The organism is Metabacillus sp. GQ13, assembly GCF_059758525.1.
In genome coordinates this window covers 39,533-56,590 of record NZ_JCAXET010000009.1, presented here as the reverse complement: position 1 = coordinate 56,590, position 17,058 = coordinate 39,533, and the positions used below count along the sequence as shown (strand labels likewise).

19 protein-coding genes are annotated in these 17,058 nt (G+C 34.7%); 11 read left to right on the top strand and 8 right to left on the bottom strand.

From position 1 onward, the window contains the following. The first annotated feature begins 117 nt into the window (after positions 1-117). The gene (locus AC6CHR_RS12670) at positions 118-1,287 is read left to right on the top strand and encodes a MalY/PatB family protein (protein WP_498249217.1); all 1,170 of its coding nucleotides are present in this window, start codon (positions 118-120) and stop codon (positions 1,285-1,287) included. On the opposite strand, the gene AC6CHR_RS12665 is transcribed toward AC6CHR_RS12670, so the two are convergent. Both AC6CHR_RS12665 and AC6CHR_RS12660 read right to left on the bottom strand, forming a co-directional pair. Further along, a complete protein-coding gene (locus AC6CHR_RS12665) occupies positions 1,280-1,459 on the bottom strand; it encodes a hypothetical protein (protein WP_498249215.1) in 180 nt (59 codons plus the stop codon). The two genes, AC6CHR_RS12670 and AC6CHR_RS12665, sit on opposite strands and share 8 nt — an antisense overlap. A 359-nt stretch (positions 1,460-1,818) precedes the next feature. Beyond that, on the bottom strand, positions 1,819-2,022 hold the full coding sequence (locus AC6CHR_RS12660; RefSeq protein ID WP_498249214.1) for a hypothetical protein: 204 nt from the start codon (positions 2,020-2,022) through the stop codon (positions 1,819-1,821). A 280-nt stretch (positions 2,023-2,302) separates the two neighbouring features. On the opposite strand from AC6CHR_RS12660, the gene kapB reads away from it, so the two are divergent. Further along, positions 2,303-2,689, top strand: coding sequence for a kinase-associated lipoprotein KapB (kapB, locus tag AC6CHR_RS12655; protein ID WP_498249434.1), 387 nt, complete (start codon positions 2,303-2,305; stop codon positions 2,687-2,689). Positions 2,690-2,771: 82 nt separating this feature from the next. Here the strand turns inward: kapB and kapD are convergent, their stop codons facing one another. After that, positions 2,772-3,395 carry a 3'-5' exonuclease KapD gene (gene kapD / locus AC6CHR_RS12650; RefSeq protein WP_498249212.1) on the bottom strand — a complete coding sequence of 208 codons (624 nt, stop codon included), beginning with the start codon at positions 3,393-3,395 and terminating at the stop codon, positions 2,772-2,774. 428 nt (positions 3,396-3,823) lie between these two features. Between kapD and AC6CHR_RS12645 the strand changes: the two genes are divergently transcribed. Both AC6CHR_RS12645 and AC6CHR_RS12640 read left to right on the top strand, forming a co-directional pair. Beyond that, positions 3,824-5,638, top strand: coding sequence for a transglycosylase domain-containing protein (locus AC6CHR_RS12645; protein ID WP_498249210.1), 1,815 nt, complete (start codon positions 3,824-3,826; stop codon positions 5,636-5,638). A gap of 38 nt (positions 5,639-5,676) precedes the next feature. Next, a complete protein-coding gene (locus AC6CHR_RS12640; protein WP_498249209.1) occupies positions 5,677-6,084 on the top strand; it encodes a thiol-disulfide oxidoreductase DCC family protein in 408 nt (135 codons plus the stop codon). Positions 6,085-6,243: 159 nt separating this feature from the next. Here AC6CHR_RS12640 and AC6CHR_RS12635 read toward each other — a convergent pair whose 3' ends face one another. After that, entirely contained in the window at positions 6,244-6,801 is a 558-nt protein-coding gene (locus tag AC6CHR_RS12635; RefSeq protein WP_498249207.1) for a DUF5366 family protein, read from the bottom strand. A 195-nt stretch (positions 6,802-6,996) separates the two neighbouring features. After that, positions 6,997-7,224: a hypothetical protein gene (locus AC6CHR_RS12630; protein WP_498249205.1), complete on the bottom strand. Its 228-nt coding sequence runs from the start codon at positions 7,222-7,224 to the stop codon at positions 6,997-6,999. Positions 7,225-7,617: 393 nt separating this feature from the next. Here AC6CHR_RS12630 and AC6CHR_RS12625 point away from each other — a divergent pair, with 393 nt between their 5' ends. Genes AC6CHR_RS12625 through mnhG form a run of 7 tightly spaced genes read left to right on the top strand, consistent with a single transcriptional unit; the run spans position 7,618 to position 13,384 of the window. Next, the gene (locus tag AC6CHR_RS12625) at positions 7,618-10,023 is read left to right on the top strand and encodes a Na+/H+ antiporter subunit A (RefSeq protein ID WP_498249204.1); all 2,406 of its coding nucleotides are present in this window, start codon (positions 7,618-7,620) and stop codon (positions 10,021-10,023) included. Further along, positions 10,020-10,457: a Na(+)/H(+) antiporter subunit B gene (locus tag AC6CHR_RS12620; protein WP_498249202.1), complete on the top strand. Its 438-nt coding sequence runs from the start codon at positions 10,020-10,022 to the stop codon at positions 10,455-10,457. Before AC6CHR_RS12625 ends, AC6CHR_RS12620 begins: the two co-directional genes overlap by 4 nt. Next, entirely contained in the window at positions 10,457-10,798 is a 342-nt protein-coding gene (locus AC6CHR_RS12615) for a Na(+)/H(+) antiporter subunit C (RefSeq protein ID WP_498249201.1), read from the top strand. Before AC6CHR_RS12620 ends, AC6CHR_RS12615 begins: the two co-directional genes overlap by 1 nt. After that, a complete protein-coding gene (locus AC6CHR_RS12610; protein WP_498249199.1) occupies positions 10,791-12,272 on the top strand; it encodes a Na+/H+ antiporter subunit D in 1,482 nt (493 codons plus the stop codon). The genes AC6CHR_RS12615 and AC6CHR_RS12610 overlap by 8 nt, the downstream gene beginning before the upstream one ends. A 5-nt stretch (positions 12,273-12,277) precedes the next feature. Further along, positions 12,278-12,754 carry a Na+/H+ antiporter subunit E gene (locus AC6CHR_RS12605; protein WP_498249197.1) on the top strand — a complete coding sequence of 159 codons (477 nt, stop codon included), beginning with the start codon at positions 12,278-12,280 and terminating at the stop codon, positions 12,752-12,754. Further along, entirely contained in the window at positions 12,754-13,038 is a 285-nt protein-coding gene (locus AC6CHR_RS12600; RefSeq protein WP_498249196.1) for a Na(+)/H(+) antiporter subunit F1, read from the top strand. The genes AC6CHR_RS12605 and AC6CHR_RS12600 overlap by 1 nt, the downstream gene beginning before the upstream one ends. Next, the gene (mnhG, locus tag AC6CHR_RS12595) at positions 13,022-13,384 is read left to right on the top strand and encodes a monovalent cation/H(+) antiporter subunit G (protein WP_498249194.1); all 363 of its coding nucleotides are present in this window, start codon (positions 13,022-13,024) and stop codon (positions 13,382-13,384) included. The genes AC6CHR_RS12600 and mnhG overlap by 17 nt, the downstream gene beginning before the upstream one ends. Before the next feature lie 66 nt (positions 13,385-13,450). On the opposite strand, the gene AC6CHR_RS12590 is transcribed toward mnhG, so the two are convergent. The 3 genes from AC6CHR_RS12590 to AC6CHR_RS12580 all read right to left on the bottom strand — a co-directional run bounded on the left by AC6CHR_RS12590 (position 13,451) and on the right by AC6CHR_RS12580 (position 17,056). Then, positions 13,451-13,843, bottom strand: coding sequence for a hotdog fold thioesterase (locus tag AC6CHR_RS12590; protein WP_498249192.1), 393 nt, complete (start codon positions 13,841-13,843; stop codon positions 13,451-13,453). Between the two features lie 183 nt (positions 13,844-14,026). Then, complete coding sequence (locus tag AC6CHR_RS12585) at positions 14,027-14,668, bottom strand: response regulator transcription factor (protein WP_498249433.1); 642 nt, start codon at positions 14,666-14,668, stop codon at positions 14,027-14,029. Positions 14,669-14,755: 87 nt separating this feature from the next. Further along, the gene (locus AC6CHR_RS12580) at positions 14,756-17,056 is read right to left on the bottom strand and encodes a histidine kinase (protein ID WP_498249190.1); all 2,301 of its coding nucleotides are present in this window, start codon (positions 17,054-17,056) and stop codon (positions 14,756-14,758) included. Positions 17,057-17,058 lie beyond the last annotated feature (2 nt).

Below are 17,058 nucleotides of genomic sequence, written 5' to 3'. Positions count from 1 at the left end.
ATTTCACCTTTTAAGATCTTATTTTTTGCACTGCCATTGTATCACATTTATGATTATACATAGAAACATTAACTAGGATGTATAAAGTTTCTTATTACAAATAATGGGGGGAAGATTATGAGTCAATTTAATCAGGTCATCAACCGCAAGAACTCAGGTTCTGCAAAATGGAACACAAAAAAGATATTTGGAATAGAAGATGTTTTACCAATGTGGGTAGCTGACATGGACTTTCAAGCACCAATAGAAGTTCTAGATGCCTTACATTCTCGTGTAGAGCATGGGATTTTTGGTTATTCTATGCCAGGTGAAAAAGTAGAGGATGCCATACAGGGGTGGCTAAAGAAAAGACATAACTGGGAAATCGACAAAACGAGTATTACATATAGTCCTGGAATCGTCACTGCTATTAGTTTAGCGATACAAGCATTCACTGATCCGGTCGACAAAATTGTTGTTCAACCTCCTGTTTATTATCCATTCTTTGAAATAGCTAAAAAACATAAGCGTGAGGTCCTTTATAATCAATTATTACTGACCAATGAAGAAAGATATGAAATAGATTTTAAAGATCTCGAAGAAAAGTTTTCTGATCCACATACTAAATTATTCATACTCTGTAATCCTCATAATCCAGGAGGTCGTGTCTGGAGTAAAGAGGAATTAACTAAAATTGGTGAGTTGTGTATAAAACACAATGTTCTACTTATTTCTGATGATATTCACTCTGATTTATTGTTATTTGATAATCACTATACGCCTATTGCATCTATAAGTGAGGCCATCGCAAATCAGACAGTTACCTGCATTGCTCCTAGTAAGACATTCAATCTTGCAGGTTTACAATCTTCAGTAGTGCTAATAAATAATGATTCTTTGAAACGAAAATATCAAGCAGTTCAACAGCTTTACGGTCTTTCATCACTCAATTCGTTCGGCATTGATGCCTTGGAAGCAGCATACAAACACGGTGAAAAATGGTTAGATGAACTGATTACTTATTTAGAAGGAAATGTCCTATATATAGAAAATTTCATCAAAGACCATCTTCCTGAGGTGAAAGTCATGAGACCTGAATCGACCTACCTCGTATGGCTTGACGCAAGAAATCTAAAGAAAAGCGATGACGAAATAAAAAGTCTGCTCTTAAACAAGGGAAAACTAGCATTAGAGCCGGGATCAAAATTCGGTGAAAACGGAGCTGGATTCCTCCGTATGAATTTCGCATGTCCTCGAGAAACTTTAGCTGACGGGCTTAATCGTTTAGTTGCTGCTTTTACTAAATAATGATAAACCAAGTCCCATCTACACCCTTAGACGTATTTAAAGTTACTTCCTTAGCGTCTGTAAGGTACATTTCTTTCATATTTAGAGTGTGCTTATTAAAAAGTGGTGTAGTTATGGGGAAGGTATTTAATCGTGGTTTACCTAACAAAATAAAAACTTTTGTGATACTCATCTTTCTTTGTTCTGTATTTTACTAATTAGTTTTATCAATCATCAATGGTTAATTAAAAAAGGAAGCTTCATTAATAATAAATACGCAAAGTGAAAAGCCTGAAACGATTGCCCCAAAAAGGAAATTATTGATCGAGAATTTAATAGAATCTGAGTAATCCAACAAAGAAAGCAGTCACAATCCACCTTACTAATCACCGAACATGAGGATAATATATAGAGCACAGGGACCCCTCTTATGCTCTTTTTCATGATCAAGCATTATTTATATGATCAGAAACAGAAACGCAAATAACGAGGTCCTTATATAGACCACATCATGTTAATGATCATTCATGTTAATCTACGTAATTAGATCTGTTACTCATTGTCTTTCTTTTGCTCGCCTTGTTTTAACAATTCGTCCATATCATCTTGTTCCTTTTTTGAATGCTTCACAATGAAACGAAACGCAAAAAACGCCGCTATTCCAAATATCGCCATTGTGATAACTGCTGGAATATATTCCGTTTTATCCTCTGGAAAATATAAAAATAATCCTAAAACAGCATTGATTTGAATCATCTCTTCACGACCCTTCTATTCTTACTATAGCAATTTTCATTAAAATTCACTAGGTACTAAACGCTTTATTAGTAACTTTTTAAGAAATGTTCACTATTTCTAATTCTATTTTTATCATGTTAAGATGAAGATAGAATTTATTTCGTTCAAGGATGCTACTTGAAAAAATATAAAGGCGACATTAAAAGAGGCTGACGCAAAACATATGAGTCAACCTCCTAGTGTGATAACAAGCCCACCTAAAAAAATCTGTATGAATCTAAATGAAGGAATGATACGAATGGATGAAAAAAAGCTAGGCGATCTAGTAACAGGTATATATAAAACTGGGAAATATATAGGGGAAATAACAGCTATTAAAGAAATCCATTATTTAGTAAAAGTAAAAGCCGTCTTAAAACATCCAACGCAAGGTGATTTACATAATCCTAAGCAAGCAGAAGTCCAATTTTTCCACGAACGACGAGCATTAGCTCTTAATGAACAAACAAATATCCCCAAACAAATGGTTAAACATTATGAAGGTTCAATTCCAGATTATGATGAGTCGCTTAAAGACGCCATTACGAAATTAAAAGTAGAGTTAGAACAAATGGGGAATGATTGGGCAGAACATTCACTTGCTAACATTACATCCTTAGAGAAAGATTATTTTCCAAATAAATAAACATAGAGTATGGAGTAGATCTTAAAGCTCCCTTCATTCCTCTTGAATAGCTGCTAATATAGTAGTCAGGGACTTCTGGCTACTATGTAGCATATTTATTTAGAAGTTTAGCCAAATCAATATGATCACCTATTGTCGGGGGAGTTGGCTTTTGTAGGTAACGTTTATCCTCTTCAACAAGCTTGAACAAATTATAGGTAGTTAAAGCGTCATCAAGAGCACAATGATGTTGGCCAGTAGCTTTTTTCCCATACCCCTCAACAGCCTTCCAAAGACCTGTTTGATTCCGATCCCCAAAAAATTTCTTGTATTCCATTGATAAGTCTCTAAAATTCCCTTTGAAAGGAAACTTCCCATCGTTTATTTGACAATTTTGACGTAGTACTTTCATATCCATATTCCCCCATGTAACGACTGTATTGAGAGAATGATCATTATACTTCGATAGTTTTGTTAGTAATTCCGAAAAGGTTATACCATTATTAATCTTGGATTGAGTTAGTTGAAGAAACGTTTTACAACGCTCACTTAATATGGGGAAACTTATTGGTTTAACATATGAGGAAAATTGTTCTTCAATTTCTTGGTTCAAAACAGAAACAATACCAACTTCTATAATTTCCGGAAAAAATCCTTTTGGGTTGGATTTTCCTTCTGGCATCGTAAATTCAAAATCAATAAATAAAAGCCTTTCTAGCTTCTCCACTTCTATTCACCTCCTATTCTATAACGTATTCTCTCTATTATTATATCATCGTAACAGCAGATTAAACCTCAATTTTTCTAAAAATAATGAATTACCCCTTGTCTATTTTTATAGCTGCGATCATGTTTGAATATAATTAGGCTCTTTGATTAATGCTACCATTTTAAAGAAAACTGGAAGGGAGGTCGGAATACCAATTTTAACGTTTATAAAAATTAAGCCGCAAGTTGCAAGAATCGGTTACAATAAGACTAGACTAGTATCTTTTTGATTCTTTTTATCTCATTCTTAATCTAGATTTGCTATCTAACTAGTAGAAATATATCTCGAAGAATATAAATTTGATCTATAGATTAAAAAATGACTATTTAATAGAAAGTGTGTGGATTAATTTGCGAAGTATATTTGGGTGGATTTGTATTATTATCATGGTGCCCATCTTTATTTTCAGCGGTTTCGTTGCAGGTAAGGAATCTAAGGCAGTAAAAGGATTAGGAACTGTTTTAGACGAACAGATTCCGATAGAATCTGTTGAATTAGCAGAAAATAGCTACATTTTTGACCATGAAGGCGAGCTAATATCAGAAATAACCTCCGAACAGCAAAGTCGAGTCTATATGAACTCCAATGATATTCCTGATATAGTTAAAACGCTATATATCACTTCAGAAGATCAACGTTTCTTTGAACATATAGGATTTGATGCTGCTAGTATGATGCGGGCTGTTTTTATTAATGCTCAAAACCAATCTGTCGAACAAGGTGGTAGTACAATTACACAACAGCTTGCTCGTAATGTTTATTTATCATTTGAGCAAACCTATAACCGCAAGCTTAGTGAACTCCTTTATTCCTATCAACTTGAAAAGAACTTCACAAAAGAACAAATACTTGAAGGTTACTTAAATGCTATTTATTTTGGAAACGGAACGTATGGAATCGGCACTGCGGCTACACACTATTTCAATCGCCAGCTACAAGAGCTGAATCTAGCAGAACTTGTGTTTATTAGTGCCATACCAAATAATCCAACAATGTATGATCCGATAAAAAACTTCACAAAAACGAAAGAACGACAAGAACGATTATTGGAAATGTTATATAAAAACAGTATGATATCACAACAGGAATTGGAAAATGCAATCGAGTTTCCTATTAAGCTTACCATCAGAGAACCTGTTGACAACTATGCTGACTATGTCACGTTCGTTCATAAAGAATTAAAACAATTGCTATCAGACAAAGAGGGATATGCTACAAGACTAGCTAATGGCGAAGATGCAAAAACAATTGACAAACAACTTACCGAACGAGTTAAAAAGGTGATCTCCCAAGGGATTATTATTCATACAGCACTTGAAACGAATAAACAAGATCGATTAAATCAAGCGATGAAGACCCATCTACCAGCAAGTGATGTTCAGGGTGCTGCAGCTGTTATTGATCATCAAACACATAGAATTGTTGCTTTATCAGGTGGGAAAGACTATGAAAAATTTTCATTTAATCGCGCTTACCAGGCATATAGACAACCAGGTTCTGCGATAAAGCCCCTGCTGGATTATGCACCCTATATTGATATAAAAGGAGTAACAGCAAAATCTAAAATTGATGCTGGTGCCTATTGTAAACCTGACTACTGTCCGAAAAATTACACTAAGGAAAATTATGGGACGGTCTCACTTGACACAGCTTTAAAATACTCTTATAACACAGCTGCTGTTCGAATGCTTGATGAAATAGGGATAGATAAAGGACTTTCATATTTACAGCCATTTGGATTCTCTTCTCTATCGAAAAATGATACTGGACTCGCACTTGCAATAGGAGGTTTTGCTGTCGGTGTTTCACCACTTGAGATAACGAACGCGTATACGACATTTGGTAACAATGGTCTATTTTATGATAATCACTCCATTACAAAGGTAACCGACAAGTCAGGCAAAACATTGTATGAATGGAAAGATGAGCCTGTGCGTGTATGGAAAGAAACGACTAACGAACAAATGAGATCGTTATTAGCTTCTGTTGTCAAAGGTGGAACAGGTCAAAAGGCATCAGTATCATCTGAGTATATAGGTGGGAAAACAGGCACAACCAATGATTATAGAGATTTGTGGTTTGTTGGTTTAACTGACAGATATACTGCAGGAGTATGGGTAGGTAAAGATAGAAATGGCAATGTTAGAAACAGTTATGACAAAGGTCCGCAAATGCTTATTTGGAAGGATGTCATGAAATAAACTTTTCTCCTAGCTAATCTATAGAAAGAAGGGTGACTATGAAAACAGGGTACGAACCTATTTTGCTGTTCGATGGAGATTGTCACTTTTGTGATCAATCTGTCCAATTTGTGATCAAGCATGATAAACGAGAGGTCTTTCATTTCGCTGCTCTCCAATCGAGTTTTGGTCAACAACTTTTAACTGATTACAATCTCCCAACAAATGATTTTGACAGCTTTGTTCTCATCAATCAAAAAGGGAGCTACACAAAATCAACAGCAGCCCTTCATGTCTGTTTAGAGTTAGGTGGACTTTGGAGAATTCTATACCTATTTGTGTTTCTTCCAAGACCACTAAGGAATGGTATCTACAACTTTGTAGCAAAGAACCGATACAAATGGTTTGGTAAAAAGAAACAGTGCTTAATTCCTTCACCTGAAATCCGAAAGCGATTTTTATCGTAGAGTGATTCATCGAATACTGAAAAGAACATAAAAAAGATGGAGTACTTCTGAACTGAAGTCGCTCCATCCTTTTTTTGTAAGAATTAAACTAGATCTAACACGAATAGTTAGCGAGTTTTTCTACTCATTTTTGCAACTATTTTATTCTATCTATCTTGTTTACACTGGTAGGCTCGCCATCACACTATTATAGAGTCTAAAACATAAATATAATGTCCCTAATAGAAAAATGAACCAAAAGAACACATGAAATAACACTAAACCGATTAATGAAGGAGACGTTAATGAGCTACTAAATTTGTATACGATATAAATAAAATAACAAATAGTTGCTAAAAGAAAACAGCCTACTATTGCAATCGGATATTGAATCGCAACTAAGGAAAGTGCACCCCCAATTAAGTAAAAGGAAGAACCCCCTCTTATACTTGTAAGGTTTTCCCCTGCAACATCTTTAGAGAAAAACAACAATGAAAGCTCCGTCACCGTGTTCGCAATTAACTTCAACGCTGAAAAAACCATGAAATAAAGTAACGCAAATAAAATAAATAATGCGAGCTTTATCCCATTATTCGAAAAGAATTCCAACATCCCATCATAGATTCCTAAAATCTGCAAATAATCAATGACAATCATGACAGTAGCAATTGATAATGATGTGCTAAACAAAAGGATCGTTATTAGTGGAAAATAGCTAGTAAAGTATGTATTTTTCATTCTCAATCTCCAATTTTCATTATATATAAACCTACTTAATTTCTCTTTATAATTTCTTTATTATTATGAATCAGTCAGTCCCTTTTGACAAGCGGACTTCCCATTTAAACTTTTATTACAAGTTGGAATATAAGGGAATACAACAACCATGATGGAAAATATATAAAAAACAGGATGTTTGTTTTTCACATCCTGTTACTTAGCCACGACCCGAACATATTCCCGAGGTTTAAACTTTTCGAAGACATTCGCTTCTTCCGTTAAAAAATTTACTGGAGTCTCTACATTTGTTAACTGAATGGTTGTTTCATCCACATTAATAGGTTCGACATATTCTCTTTTTAATTTTTCATTCATATACCAAGCACTACTGAACATTGATGAAAACACGCATCCTGCGACAAGAAACTTCATTTTTCGCATGGAATCACCTCAAGATTATCATGCTCTTTAGATCTTTTGAATATACAAGTTAGCAGAAATTTGATATCATTTTTATGTTCATATGAACTCGAAATGATGAATATTGATAAAAAATTCATAGTTAACCATTTTCTCGAACATATTAATTCAGTAAGATTCTTTTTTTAAAGGTTGTTGTTTTCAATCCAAAAAAAATCGGTCATTGAATTTAGTGGCTTTTTAAAAGAAAAAGGCTGAGTAATTGAAGGAAAAGAGCACGAAGGCAGGCTTAATTAAAGAAGAGTTTTTTACGTAAAACAGTCATCTTTACGAAAACAGCTATCAGTAAATTGTGTTCATGCTTTAACAATGTTTTTCAATATTTTTATTGCCATTCTGTAAGGAGGTTTAATTATGACAATACTACATTTGGCAATTTTATTACCTTTTATTTTTGCCATATTTGTTCCCATTCTGTATAAGTTTTTCCAAAGGATACATACAGGGTGGTTCGTTTTAGTAATACCTATTTTACTATTTGTTTACTTCATCCAATTTATTGACACAACAATGAACGGTGAAGCAATCATCCAGACTGCCAATTGGATTCCTTCTCTTGGTATCAATTTCACAGCATACATAGATGGATTAGGTTTACTCTTTGCTCTAATCATCACTGGAATAGGTGCACTTGTTGTTCTTTATTCAATTTACTATTTATCTAAGGAAAAAGAAAAACTGAATACGTTTTATGTCTATTTGTTAATGTTCATGGGTTCTATGTTAGGTGTTGTCCTATCGGATAACTTAATTGTCCTTTATACGTTTTGGGAATTTACTTCCCTTTCATCATTCCTGTTAATTGGTTTTTGGTATAAGCGTGAGAAATCTCGTTATGGTGCACAAAAGTCAATGATGATTACCATTTTTGGTGGTCTACTCATGCTCGGTGGGTTTATCATGCTGAATATCATGACAAATTCATTTAGTATTAGAGAAATCATCGGACAGGTTCCAGAAATCGTACAACATGAATTATTTGTTCCAGCCTTAATCCTTATTCTTTTTGGAGCATTTACAAAGTCAGCACAATTTCCGTTTTATATTTGGTTGCCAGATGCAATGGAGGCTCCGACACCAGTAAGTGCGTATCTCCACTCAGCAACAATGGTTAAAGCAGGTATCTATTTAGTAGCTAGATTTAGCCCAGTATTTGCGGGAACACCTGAGTGGTTTTGGATTGTGTCAGCTTTCGGTATCGTTACGATGTTCTGGGGCTCCTTTAATGCTGTAAAACAAACAGATTTAAAAGGTATCCTTGCCTTCTCAACTGTTAGTCAACTTGGAATGATCATGTCGATGCTTGGTGTCGGTTCAGCTGCCTTGGCCCTCGATTCAATCGATAATAGCGTCTATACGGTTGCTACTCTCGCCGCGGTCTTCCATTTGATTAATCATGCTACCTTTAAAGGAAGTTTATTTATGGTCGTTGGGATTATCGATCATGAAACAGGTACTCGGGATATTCGTAAACTTGGTGGATTAATGAGCTTTATGCCAATTACGTTTACAATCTCGATCATCGGTGCCTTTTCAATGGCAGGCTTACCGCCATTCAATGGCTTTTTAAGTAAGGAAATGTTCTTTACAAGTATGATCCGCGTTCTTGAAATGGATATTTTCAACTTGGAGACGATTGGATTTTTACTCCCTGTTATTGCATGGGTTGGTAGTATTTTCACCTTCATCTATAGCATGGTGCTTGTCTTTAAGACTTTCACAGGTAAGTATCAACCTGGAAAGTTAAAGAAAAAGCCACATGAGGCACCCATCGGTATGCTTATATCACCGATTATCCTTGCTTCTCTTGTCGTTATTTTCTTCTTCTTCCCTAACTTACTTGCGTATACGTTAATTGAACCTGCAATGGCTTCAATTATCCCAGGTCTACTTGGGAATGAGGAACATTTTCATGTCCATATCTCACAATGGCATGGAGCTAATTTAGAGCTTTATATGACAATTGGTGTCATTTTGGTAGGAACACTTGCCTACCTATCACTTGAAAAGTGGCGTGGTGTTTATCGTCTAACACCAAAAAAATTAACGCTTAATAAAGGCTATGATGCCGCCATGCGTAGTCTTGATAAATCTTCGGCAAAGATAACAAATTTCTATATGACAGGTTATATTCGCGATTACTTAGCGTACATCTTTACGTTTTTTATCATTATCATAGGTACATCACTTGTTTTGAAAGAAGGCTTCTCTTTTTCATTAAAGGGGACAGCTCCTATTGGTATATATGAATCCGTTCTTGCCCTCGTAATGGTGATAGGAACCATCACTGTACTGTTGGCAAAATCTCGGCTAACCTCGATTATAGCGCTTGGGTCAGTCGGATATTCTTTATCACTGTTTTTCGTCCTGTTCCGTGCACCTGATTTAGCACTTACTCAGTTATGTGTCGAAACGGTATCAGTCGCTCTCTTCTTACTCTGTTTTTATCACTTACCAGAATTTAAGAAAAGAGAAAAAAAGGTGCGCTTTAAAATAACAAATTTGCTTATCTCGTTAGGGGTAGGATCAATTGTTACCATACTAGCTTTATCTGCAAATAGTCAGCGTATATCAGAAAAGATCTCTTCATATTATATCGAAAACAGCTATGAGCTTGCTGGTGGTAAAAACATGGTTAACGTCATCCTTGTCGATTTTAGAGGCTTCGATACTTTATTTGAGATTACCGTTCTAGGTATTGCTGCTTTAGGAATTTTTAGTATGATCCGCCTACAAGTCAGAAAGGAGGAAGAAGGATGAAAAAAACAAACGTAAAGACTAATGATGTCATCTTTCAGACTGCTACAAAGGTCATCGTGTTTATCATTATTATCTATTCGTTGCATCTCTTCTTTTCTGGTCATTACACCCCAGGTGGAGGTTTTATTGGCGGATTAATGACATCCGGAGCACTTGTACTATTATTATTAGCTTTTGATATAAAGACAGTGGTGAATATATTGCCAATAGATTACATCAAATTGGCTGCAACTGGTTTATTAATAGCTTTACTTACCGGAATGGGTTCCTTCTTCTTTGATGTTCCATTTCTAACGCATACATTTAGTTATGTGGAGCTCCCAATACTGGGTGAGACATCATTGGCAACAGCTGTTCTATTTGATCTAGGTGTTTATCTTGTTGTTATCGGTGTAACGATGACCATTATTCAAACGATTGGAGAGACGGAATAATGGAAGTATTAATGTCTATTGTTGTAGGTATATTGTTTAGTGCTGCGACGTATTTAATGTTATCTAGAAGCTTATTACGTATCATCATCGGCACTGGCTTATTGAGCCATGGTACACATCTATTGCTTCTTACAATGGGTGGTTTAAAAAAAGGTGCTGCACCACTACTTGGTGAGCATGCACAAAGTTATGTCGATCCACTTCCACAAGCTTTAATTTTAACGGCAATCGTTATTAGCTTTGGAGTTACAGCCTTCTTCCTTGTTCTTGCATATCGTTCATATCAAGAACTTGGAACAGATGATATGGATCAACTAAGGGGAAATGATCAATATGAATAACTTAATTATTTTACCAATCGTCATACCATTATTAACCGGAATACTCTTAATCTTTTTTAATAAAAAAATTAAGATACAGAAATGGCTTAGCTTGATCGCATCCATCTCTGGCATAGTTAGTGCAAGTTTAATTGTACAAGTCGTTCATGAAAATGGGATACAAACGTTAGAACTAGGGGGCTGGGAGGCACCATTTGGTATTGTTCTAGTAGCTGATATGTATTCTAGCTTATTAGTTTTAACAACTAGTATCATCGGATTAACCGCACTGTTATTTGCCTTTTCTTCGATAGATGCCCAGAGAGAGAAGTTTTATTTTTACTCTGGTGTGCAGTTTTTGATTCTAGGTGTAACGGGGGCTTTTCTAACCGGAGATATCTTTAATCTATTTGTGTTTTTTGAGGTTATGCTAATGTCTTCCTATATGTTAATTGTATTGGGGAGCTCGAAGTCACAATTAAGGGAATCAATTAAGTACATTCTTGTAAATGTCATCTCTTCTGCACTTTTCGTCATTGCAGTTGCATACCTTTATGCCATTACTGGTACACTCAATTTGGCTGATTTAAGTGTGAAAATTGCTGAAATGGGACAATCCGGGTTACTTACAGTTATATCCATTTTGTTTTTAATCGTGTTTGGTCTAAAGGGAGCTCTTTTCCCATTATTCTTTTGGTTACCGGGTTCCTACAAAGCACCGCCTTCAGTTGTCACTGCCCTTTTCGGAGCATTACTAACAAAGGTGGGAATCTATTCAATTACAAGAATATATACACTAATCTTTTATCACGATCCAAGCTTTACTCATCAAATTCTCGCCTGGCTAGCAGCGTTAACGATTATTTTTGGTGTCATTGGCTCAATCGCTTATTGGGATATCAAAAAAATTGTTATTTATAACATCATTACTGCTGTCGGAGTTATTTTATTTGGTATTGCTGCAAATACTCGTGATTCAATCGAAGGGTCCATCTATTATTTATTACATGATATGATTATAAAGGGAGCTCTGTTTTTCTTAGTCGGAGTGATTATTACCATTACTGGTACAAGTAATTTACGAAAGTTTAGCGGATTAATCTCAAGCCATCCGTTCCTTGCTTGGCTGTTCTTTATTTCTGCCATATCTCTTGCAGGCATTCCACCACTAAGTGGATTTATTGGAAAGCTTAAAATTGTGAAAGGCGGTTTCGATGCTGGAGAATACACGATCTCGATCATTGTATTACTATCAAGTTTATTGGTTCTATATTCAGTTATGAAAATCTTTATCCATGGCTTCTGGGGAGAACCTAAGGGCGAGGTTAATGTTTCAAAAGGATCCCTCAAAGGTCTTTTGTTACCCATTATAATCCTACTATCCTTGTCTATCATTTATGGTTTCGGTGTAGAGTCGATTGCTCCTTATATAACCCAAGCTGCTGATACTCTGATTGATCCAACAATTTATATCCAAGCCGTATTGAAGGAGTAGTGCATATGGCATTTCAAATTTTACTTAATTTTTTTCTAGCATTTATTTGGATGTTTTTATCTAATGATTATAGCCCTCTTGCTTTTTTTAAAGGCTATTTCTTTGGAGGATTAATTATCTTTGCACTGAGAAGATTCTTTGATCATCGCTTTTATATGGCAAATATACTAGCTGTTATCAGACTGATTCTCCTCTTTGGTAGTGAGCTAATTAAATCAAACTTTGCTGTATTCAAGGTGATCTTGTCACCAAAGCTTTCAATAAGACCAGGAATTTTCTCTCTTGAGACTGATTTAAAGAAAGATTGGGAAATCACTGTTTTATCCAATTTAATTACATTAACACCTGGTACACTTGTCATAGAGGTTTCAGAAGATAAAAAGACACTTTATATCCATGCAATGGATATAGATGATGCGGAGCAAGCAAAAATAGATATTAAGAATACATTTGAGAAAGCCATTAGGGAGGTGAGTCGTTAATGTTTGATCTTGTTATTAAAATTTCATTATTACTCGTAGCGATTTCAACTTTACTATTTATTTACCGGTTAATTAAGGGTCCTTCGATTCCTGATCGAGTTATCGCTCTTGATGCAATTGGCATAAACCTGATTGCCATGACGGCTATCACCTCTATTGCTCTCAACACAATGGCTTTCGTTGAGGTTATTCTGCTACTAGGAATTTTAGCGTTTATTGGTACAGTTGCCTTTTCTAAATATTTAGAGAAAGGAGAAATCATCGAAAATGAACCAAATAAGTGAATTTATCGTCGGTTTTTTTATTCTCCTAGGGGCTTTGCTTAGTTTAATCGCGGCAATTGGTGTTGTTAGATTACCAGATGTATACACACGCAACCATGCAGCATCCAAGAGCACGACACTGGGTATCATCTGTATTCTCTTAGGTTTGTTTTTGTATTTCCTACTTTTTGATCATCATGCGAACGCTCGAGTCCTACTAGGATCTATCTTTGTCCTTATTACTGCTCCAGTTGCTGGTCACTTAATAAGCAGAGCTGCTTATAATACAGGTATTCCATTATGGGAAAACAGTGTACAGGATGATCTAAAAAGGGATAGAAAGAGAAAAACGCAAAAAGGTAGATAAGCGCTCTGCTTATCTACTTTTTTGTTATTTCCTTTTATGCAAATTAGTAACATTTGTTAAGCAAGATCATTTCTTTTTTCTCAAAATAGCCATTGTGCATCTGGATAAACAAACAAGTTCATTCTCCTCATCAACAATCTTTATTTCCCAAACCATAGTAGTTTTCCCCCGATGTACAGGCTTAGCATAAGCAGTTACAACACCAGACTTTTTCCCTTTAATATGATTGGCATTAATCTCTAATCCCACACAGGTTTCCGTCTCTTGATCCACTAAATAGTAAGCGCCAATACTAGCGGCTGTTTCTGCTAAGGCAACAGATGCACCTCCGTGTAAGAGTCCAAATGGTTGATGTGTTCGATGGTCCACGGGCATTGTGGCTACTACTCCCTCTTCAGAGACAGACGTAACCGAAATACCTAAGGTCTCCATTAACGTGTTCTTAACATTAAAGTCCATAATAAAATCCTCCTTTATTTTGAAAGCGCAGGGCGTCCGCTTATGCTAGTCGCCGATGACGCCTGAAGCTAGACACCAAACCTATGTAAAAAGAACTTATAAATTTTGGTACTATTAAAAGGAATTATTAAGAATCAATCAGCTTATTTTCCTTTGCTAAAGCAACAAAATTCAGAAATGAATCTACTCAATAATTCCTTCTGCTTTCGCAATGAGCACCGCTTCCGTCCGTGTACTGACATTTAACTTAGTAAAGATCGATGTCAAACTATACTCAATCGATCTTTTACTCAAGTGAAGGTGATCAGCTATTTCCTGATTGGTCAGTCCCTTTTCTACCTCATGTAAAATCGCCTTTTCACGATCATTAAAAACCGTATCACTTAATTCAGTCTCAGTCGTCTTGTTTTGCTTTGGATCTAGTATCTTCCTAATAAGATGATAGGGAACAACTATATCACCATTTATTACATGTCCAATATAATCCATCAGTTTTTCCTTTGATTCTGTTTTGCTTACTGCTCCATGAATCCCTAGACGGATTGCCTCTTCAAAATAGTCATCTACATCATAACCAGTATAAAGAATAACCTTACATGAATTGTTCATACTAATAATTTTTTTAGAGAGCTCTATCCCATTAATATCACCTAAGTTTAAGTCCATGAGTATCACATCAAATTTAATGAAATCAAATGCCTCAATCGCTTCAATCGTATATGGGGGGGTTAAACAATCAATCTGTATTCCTGGTTCTACCTCGAGAATGGCCTTTGTGCCTTCCCTTACAGCGGGATGATCATCAACAACTAATATATGTATCACTTTTTTCACCCTTTATCAAAAATCCTTTTTCGTGTTTTCCTTTATTTTAGAAAAGGACCTGGCAGTTGCCAAGTCCTCCCGTTTCTACTATATCTCAATATCTACTTTTAAACCATCACCTATTGATGTAGTGATATTAATTGTGCCCTTCAAGGCTTTAACACGCTCACTTATTCCAGAAAGACCCATACTCTCAGTTTCATCACTCACTCCATTGTATACAAAACCAATCCCATTATCTTCATAGTGAAGAACAATTTTATCTTTTATACAGACAAGAATAATTAATACATGCGAAGCTTTTGAATGTTTTTGTGCGTTCGTGAGTAACTCTTGGACAATTCGATAAAGATTTAATTGTGTATCAATATCAAGGGTTGTCGTGAAATTACCAGTATTTAATCTAATTTCAAAATCAACAAGATCTTGGTATTGCATAACAAGTTTGTTCAGTGCTTTTACTAAACCTAAATCATAGAGCAATTGCGGACGTAGTTCCTGACATGTCTCACGAGTTGTTTTAATAATTCTAGTCATGTTACTATTCATCTCTTGTAACTGACTTTTCAATTGGTCTGATTTTACTTCTACCCCAGCTAAAGCTAGTTCACACTGCCTTTTTAAAGAAACAAGATCTTGCAGTACAGAGTCATGTAGATCCTTAGCAAGATTTGATCGTTGTTTCTCCTCTATCGAGAATAAAAGTTTCGTAAGCCAAGCTGGATTTTGCCCCTCTGTCTTCACCTCTTGCAGATGGTGCAATAATTCATCAATCTTCAAAAAGTTCTCCAAAGAGACATTTGTATAGAACGAAAGTGTTTTAAGCCAAGAGATCTCATCTCGGGTTAATATTGGTGTATTTAAAATAGATACGCAAAGTAAAATGTAGCTTTTGTTCTCTGTTTCACCAATATTAATAACAAAACCTTTGTTTAACTCAATGATCTTACCAATTTCATTAGATACATTTTTTATCTCGGTAGTATATGGACCGTAATCTACCTCTTTGGCAAGTGGGTCAACTGAGGTAATATTTTTCGATTTATCGACTTCAATAATGTACGCTTTACTAACTAACAAAACATCCAAAATAACATGTTTTAATTCGGAGACAACCTGATCCAAATTATTCGCCTTCCGAATGCTTTGTGTATATTTAAAAATACTATCCTGATAATTATATTTTTCAGAAAATCGCTTAAGTCGGAATTTAAAGTCAAAGATTTCTTTAATGTAGAACACTATAACAAGTGCTATAAAGACTATTATAGCAAGTTTTATTTGATAAAAACTTGGATTACCTTCTTTTAAATTCAACATTATTCCTATTAATAAAAAGGTTGGAATAATAGCTAATAAAGAATAATATCTAATTCTCCCTAATAAAAATTCAATATCGTATATTTTAGTAGCTAAAAATTGATAAACTAATGATAAAGGAATTAATACAAGGAATGCAGCCAAAAATGTTGGTGGAAATACATATTTCTGAAAAATTAAAAAGGGTAGCACATAGAATATTAAAAATGGTGAAAACGCTAAGATATTAGTAACAATTAATACTTTAACTATATATGACTGTTCAGAATACTTTATCTTCTTTAAACCTAAGATCTTTAATAAAAAAGTACAAACCAACATTATAAAGAATGAACTTAAATTAAGGACTCTATTAAGACCGAAGTAATATTCTATGAATATTTGAGCAATTTCTGCAATTAAATTTATTAAAACAATCAAATAACCAATATAAACATAATTAATGCTAAATAGCCTTTTACCTAATTCGAGAAAATACTGATATAAAAAGTGAAGATAGCTTACAGGTACCAACAGAAATAAACATAAATTAACATAACGACTAATTTCGTCCCCTTTTGATGAACCTGTTGCTGTTATATAAGCCATAGCAATTATTAACAAAAAAAGGTTTAATAAGTTTGCCGATTTTAAATTTACACTTTTGTTTGATTTATAAATATAAAAACTACAGAATAGACACAGAGTCAACACAGTAAATGGAATAATTATTATTAATAAACTCTGGGTGCTGAAAATTAAAGAGTTAGAAAGTGAATACTCTTTATTAACACCATCTCTACTGAGAGTAAAAGACTCAACTTGCTCGATTACATTTTTATCTATCACAGGTCCATGTTTAAGTGGATCATTATCGTTAACCTCAATTAGGACATCACCAATTTTAATACCTATTTTTTCAGCCCATGATTTTGGTTCTATATTTGTTACTGTTACTTGACCATTTGAACTAATCTGTACATTTGCACCAACATATGGAAAATTTAAATTCAAAAAGGTCATGTAAATCGAAAGGATTATACTTAATAATACAAATAATTGGTATGTTTTATTGAAGTTATTACGCATTA

Excerpts from the sequence above, each read along its gene's own strand:
- AC6CHR_RS12580 (WP_498249190.1), bottom strand. The coding sequence starts at position 17,056 with ATGCGTAATAACTTCAATAAAACATACCAATTATTTGTATTATTAAGT.
- AC6CHR_RS12600 (WP_498249196.1), top strand. The coding sequence starts at position 12,754 with ATGTTTGATCTTGTTATTAAAATTTCATTATTACTCGTAGCGATTTCA.
- AC6CHR_RS12660 (WP_498249214.1), bottom strand. The coding sequence starts at position 2,022 with ATGATTCAAATCAATGCTGTTTTAGGATTATTTTTATATTTTCCAGAG.
- mnhG (WP_498249194.1), top strand. The coding sequence starts at position 13,022 with ATGAACCAAATAAGTGAATTTATCGTCGGTTTTTTTATTCTCCTAGGG.
- AC6CHR_RS12645 (WP_498249210.1), top strand. The coding sequence starts at position 3,824 with ATGGTGCCCATCTTTATTTTCAGCGGTTTCGTTGCAGGTAAGGAATCT.
- AC6CHR_RS12610 (WP_498249199.1), top strand. The coding sequence starts at position 10,791 with ATGAATAACTTAATTATTTTACCAATCGTCATACCATTATTAACCGGA.
- AC6CHR_RS12605 (WP_498249197.1), top strand. The coding sequence starts at position 12,278 with ATGGCATTTCAAATTTTACTTAATTTTTTTCTAGCATTTATTTGGATG.
- AC6CHR_RS12590 (WP_498249192.1), bottom strand. The coding sequence starts at position 13,843 with ATGGACTTTAATGTTAAGAACACGTTAATGGAGACCTTAGGTATTTCG.
- AC6CHR_RS12640 (WP_498249209.1), top strand. The coding sequence starts at position 5,677 with ATGAAAACAGGGTACGAACCTATTTTGCTGTTCGATGGAGATTGTCAC.
- AC6CHR_RS12635 (WP_498249207.1), bottom strand. The coding sequence starts at position 6,801 with ATGAAAAATACATACTTTACTAGCTATTTTCCACTAATAACGATCCTT.
- AC6CHR_RS12625 (WP_498249204.1), top strand. The coding sequence starts at position 7,618 with ATGACAATACTACATTTGGCAATTTTATTACCTTTTATTTTTGCCATA.
- AC6CHR_RS12620 (WP_498249202.1), top strand. The coding sequence starts at position 10,020 with ATGAAAAAAACAAACGTAAAGACTAATGATGTCATCTTTCAGACTGCT.
- AC6CHR_RS12630 (WP_498249205.1), bottom strand. The coding sequence starts at position 7,224 with ATGCGAAAAATGAAGTTTCTTGTCGCAGGATGCGTGTTTTCATCAATG.
- AC6CHR_RS12665 (WP_498249215.1), bottom strand. The coding sequence starts at position 1,459 with ATGAGTATCACAAAAGTTTTTATTTTGTTAGGTAAACCACGATTAAAT.
- AC6CHR_RS12670 (WP_498249217.1), top strand. The coding sequence starts at position 118 with ATGAGTCAATTTAATCAGGTCATCAACCGCAAGAACTCAGGTTCTGCA.
- kapB (WP_498249434.1), top strand. The coding sequence starts at position 2,303 with ATGGATGAAAAAAAGCTAGGCGATCTAGTAACAGGTATATATAAAACT.
- AC6CHR_RS12615 (WP_498249201.1), top strand. The coding sequence starts at position 10,457 with ATGGAAGTATTAATGTCTATTGTTGTAGGTATATTGTTTAGTGCTGCG.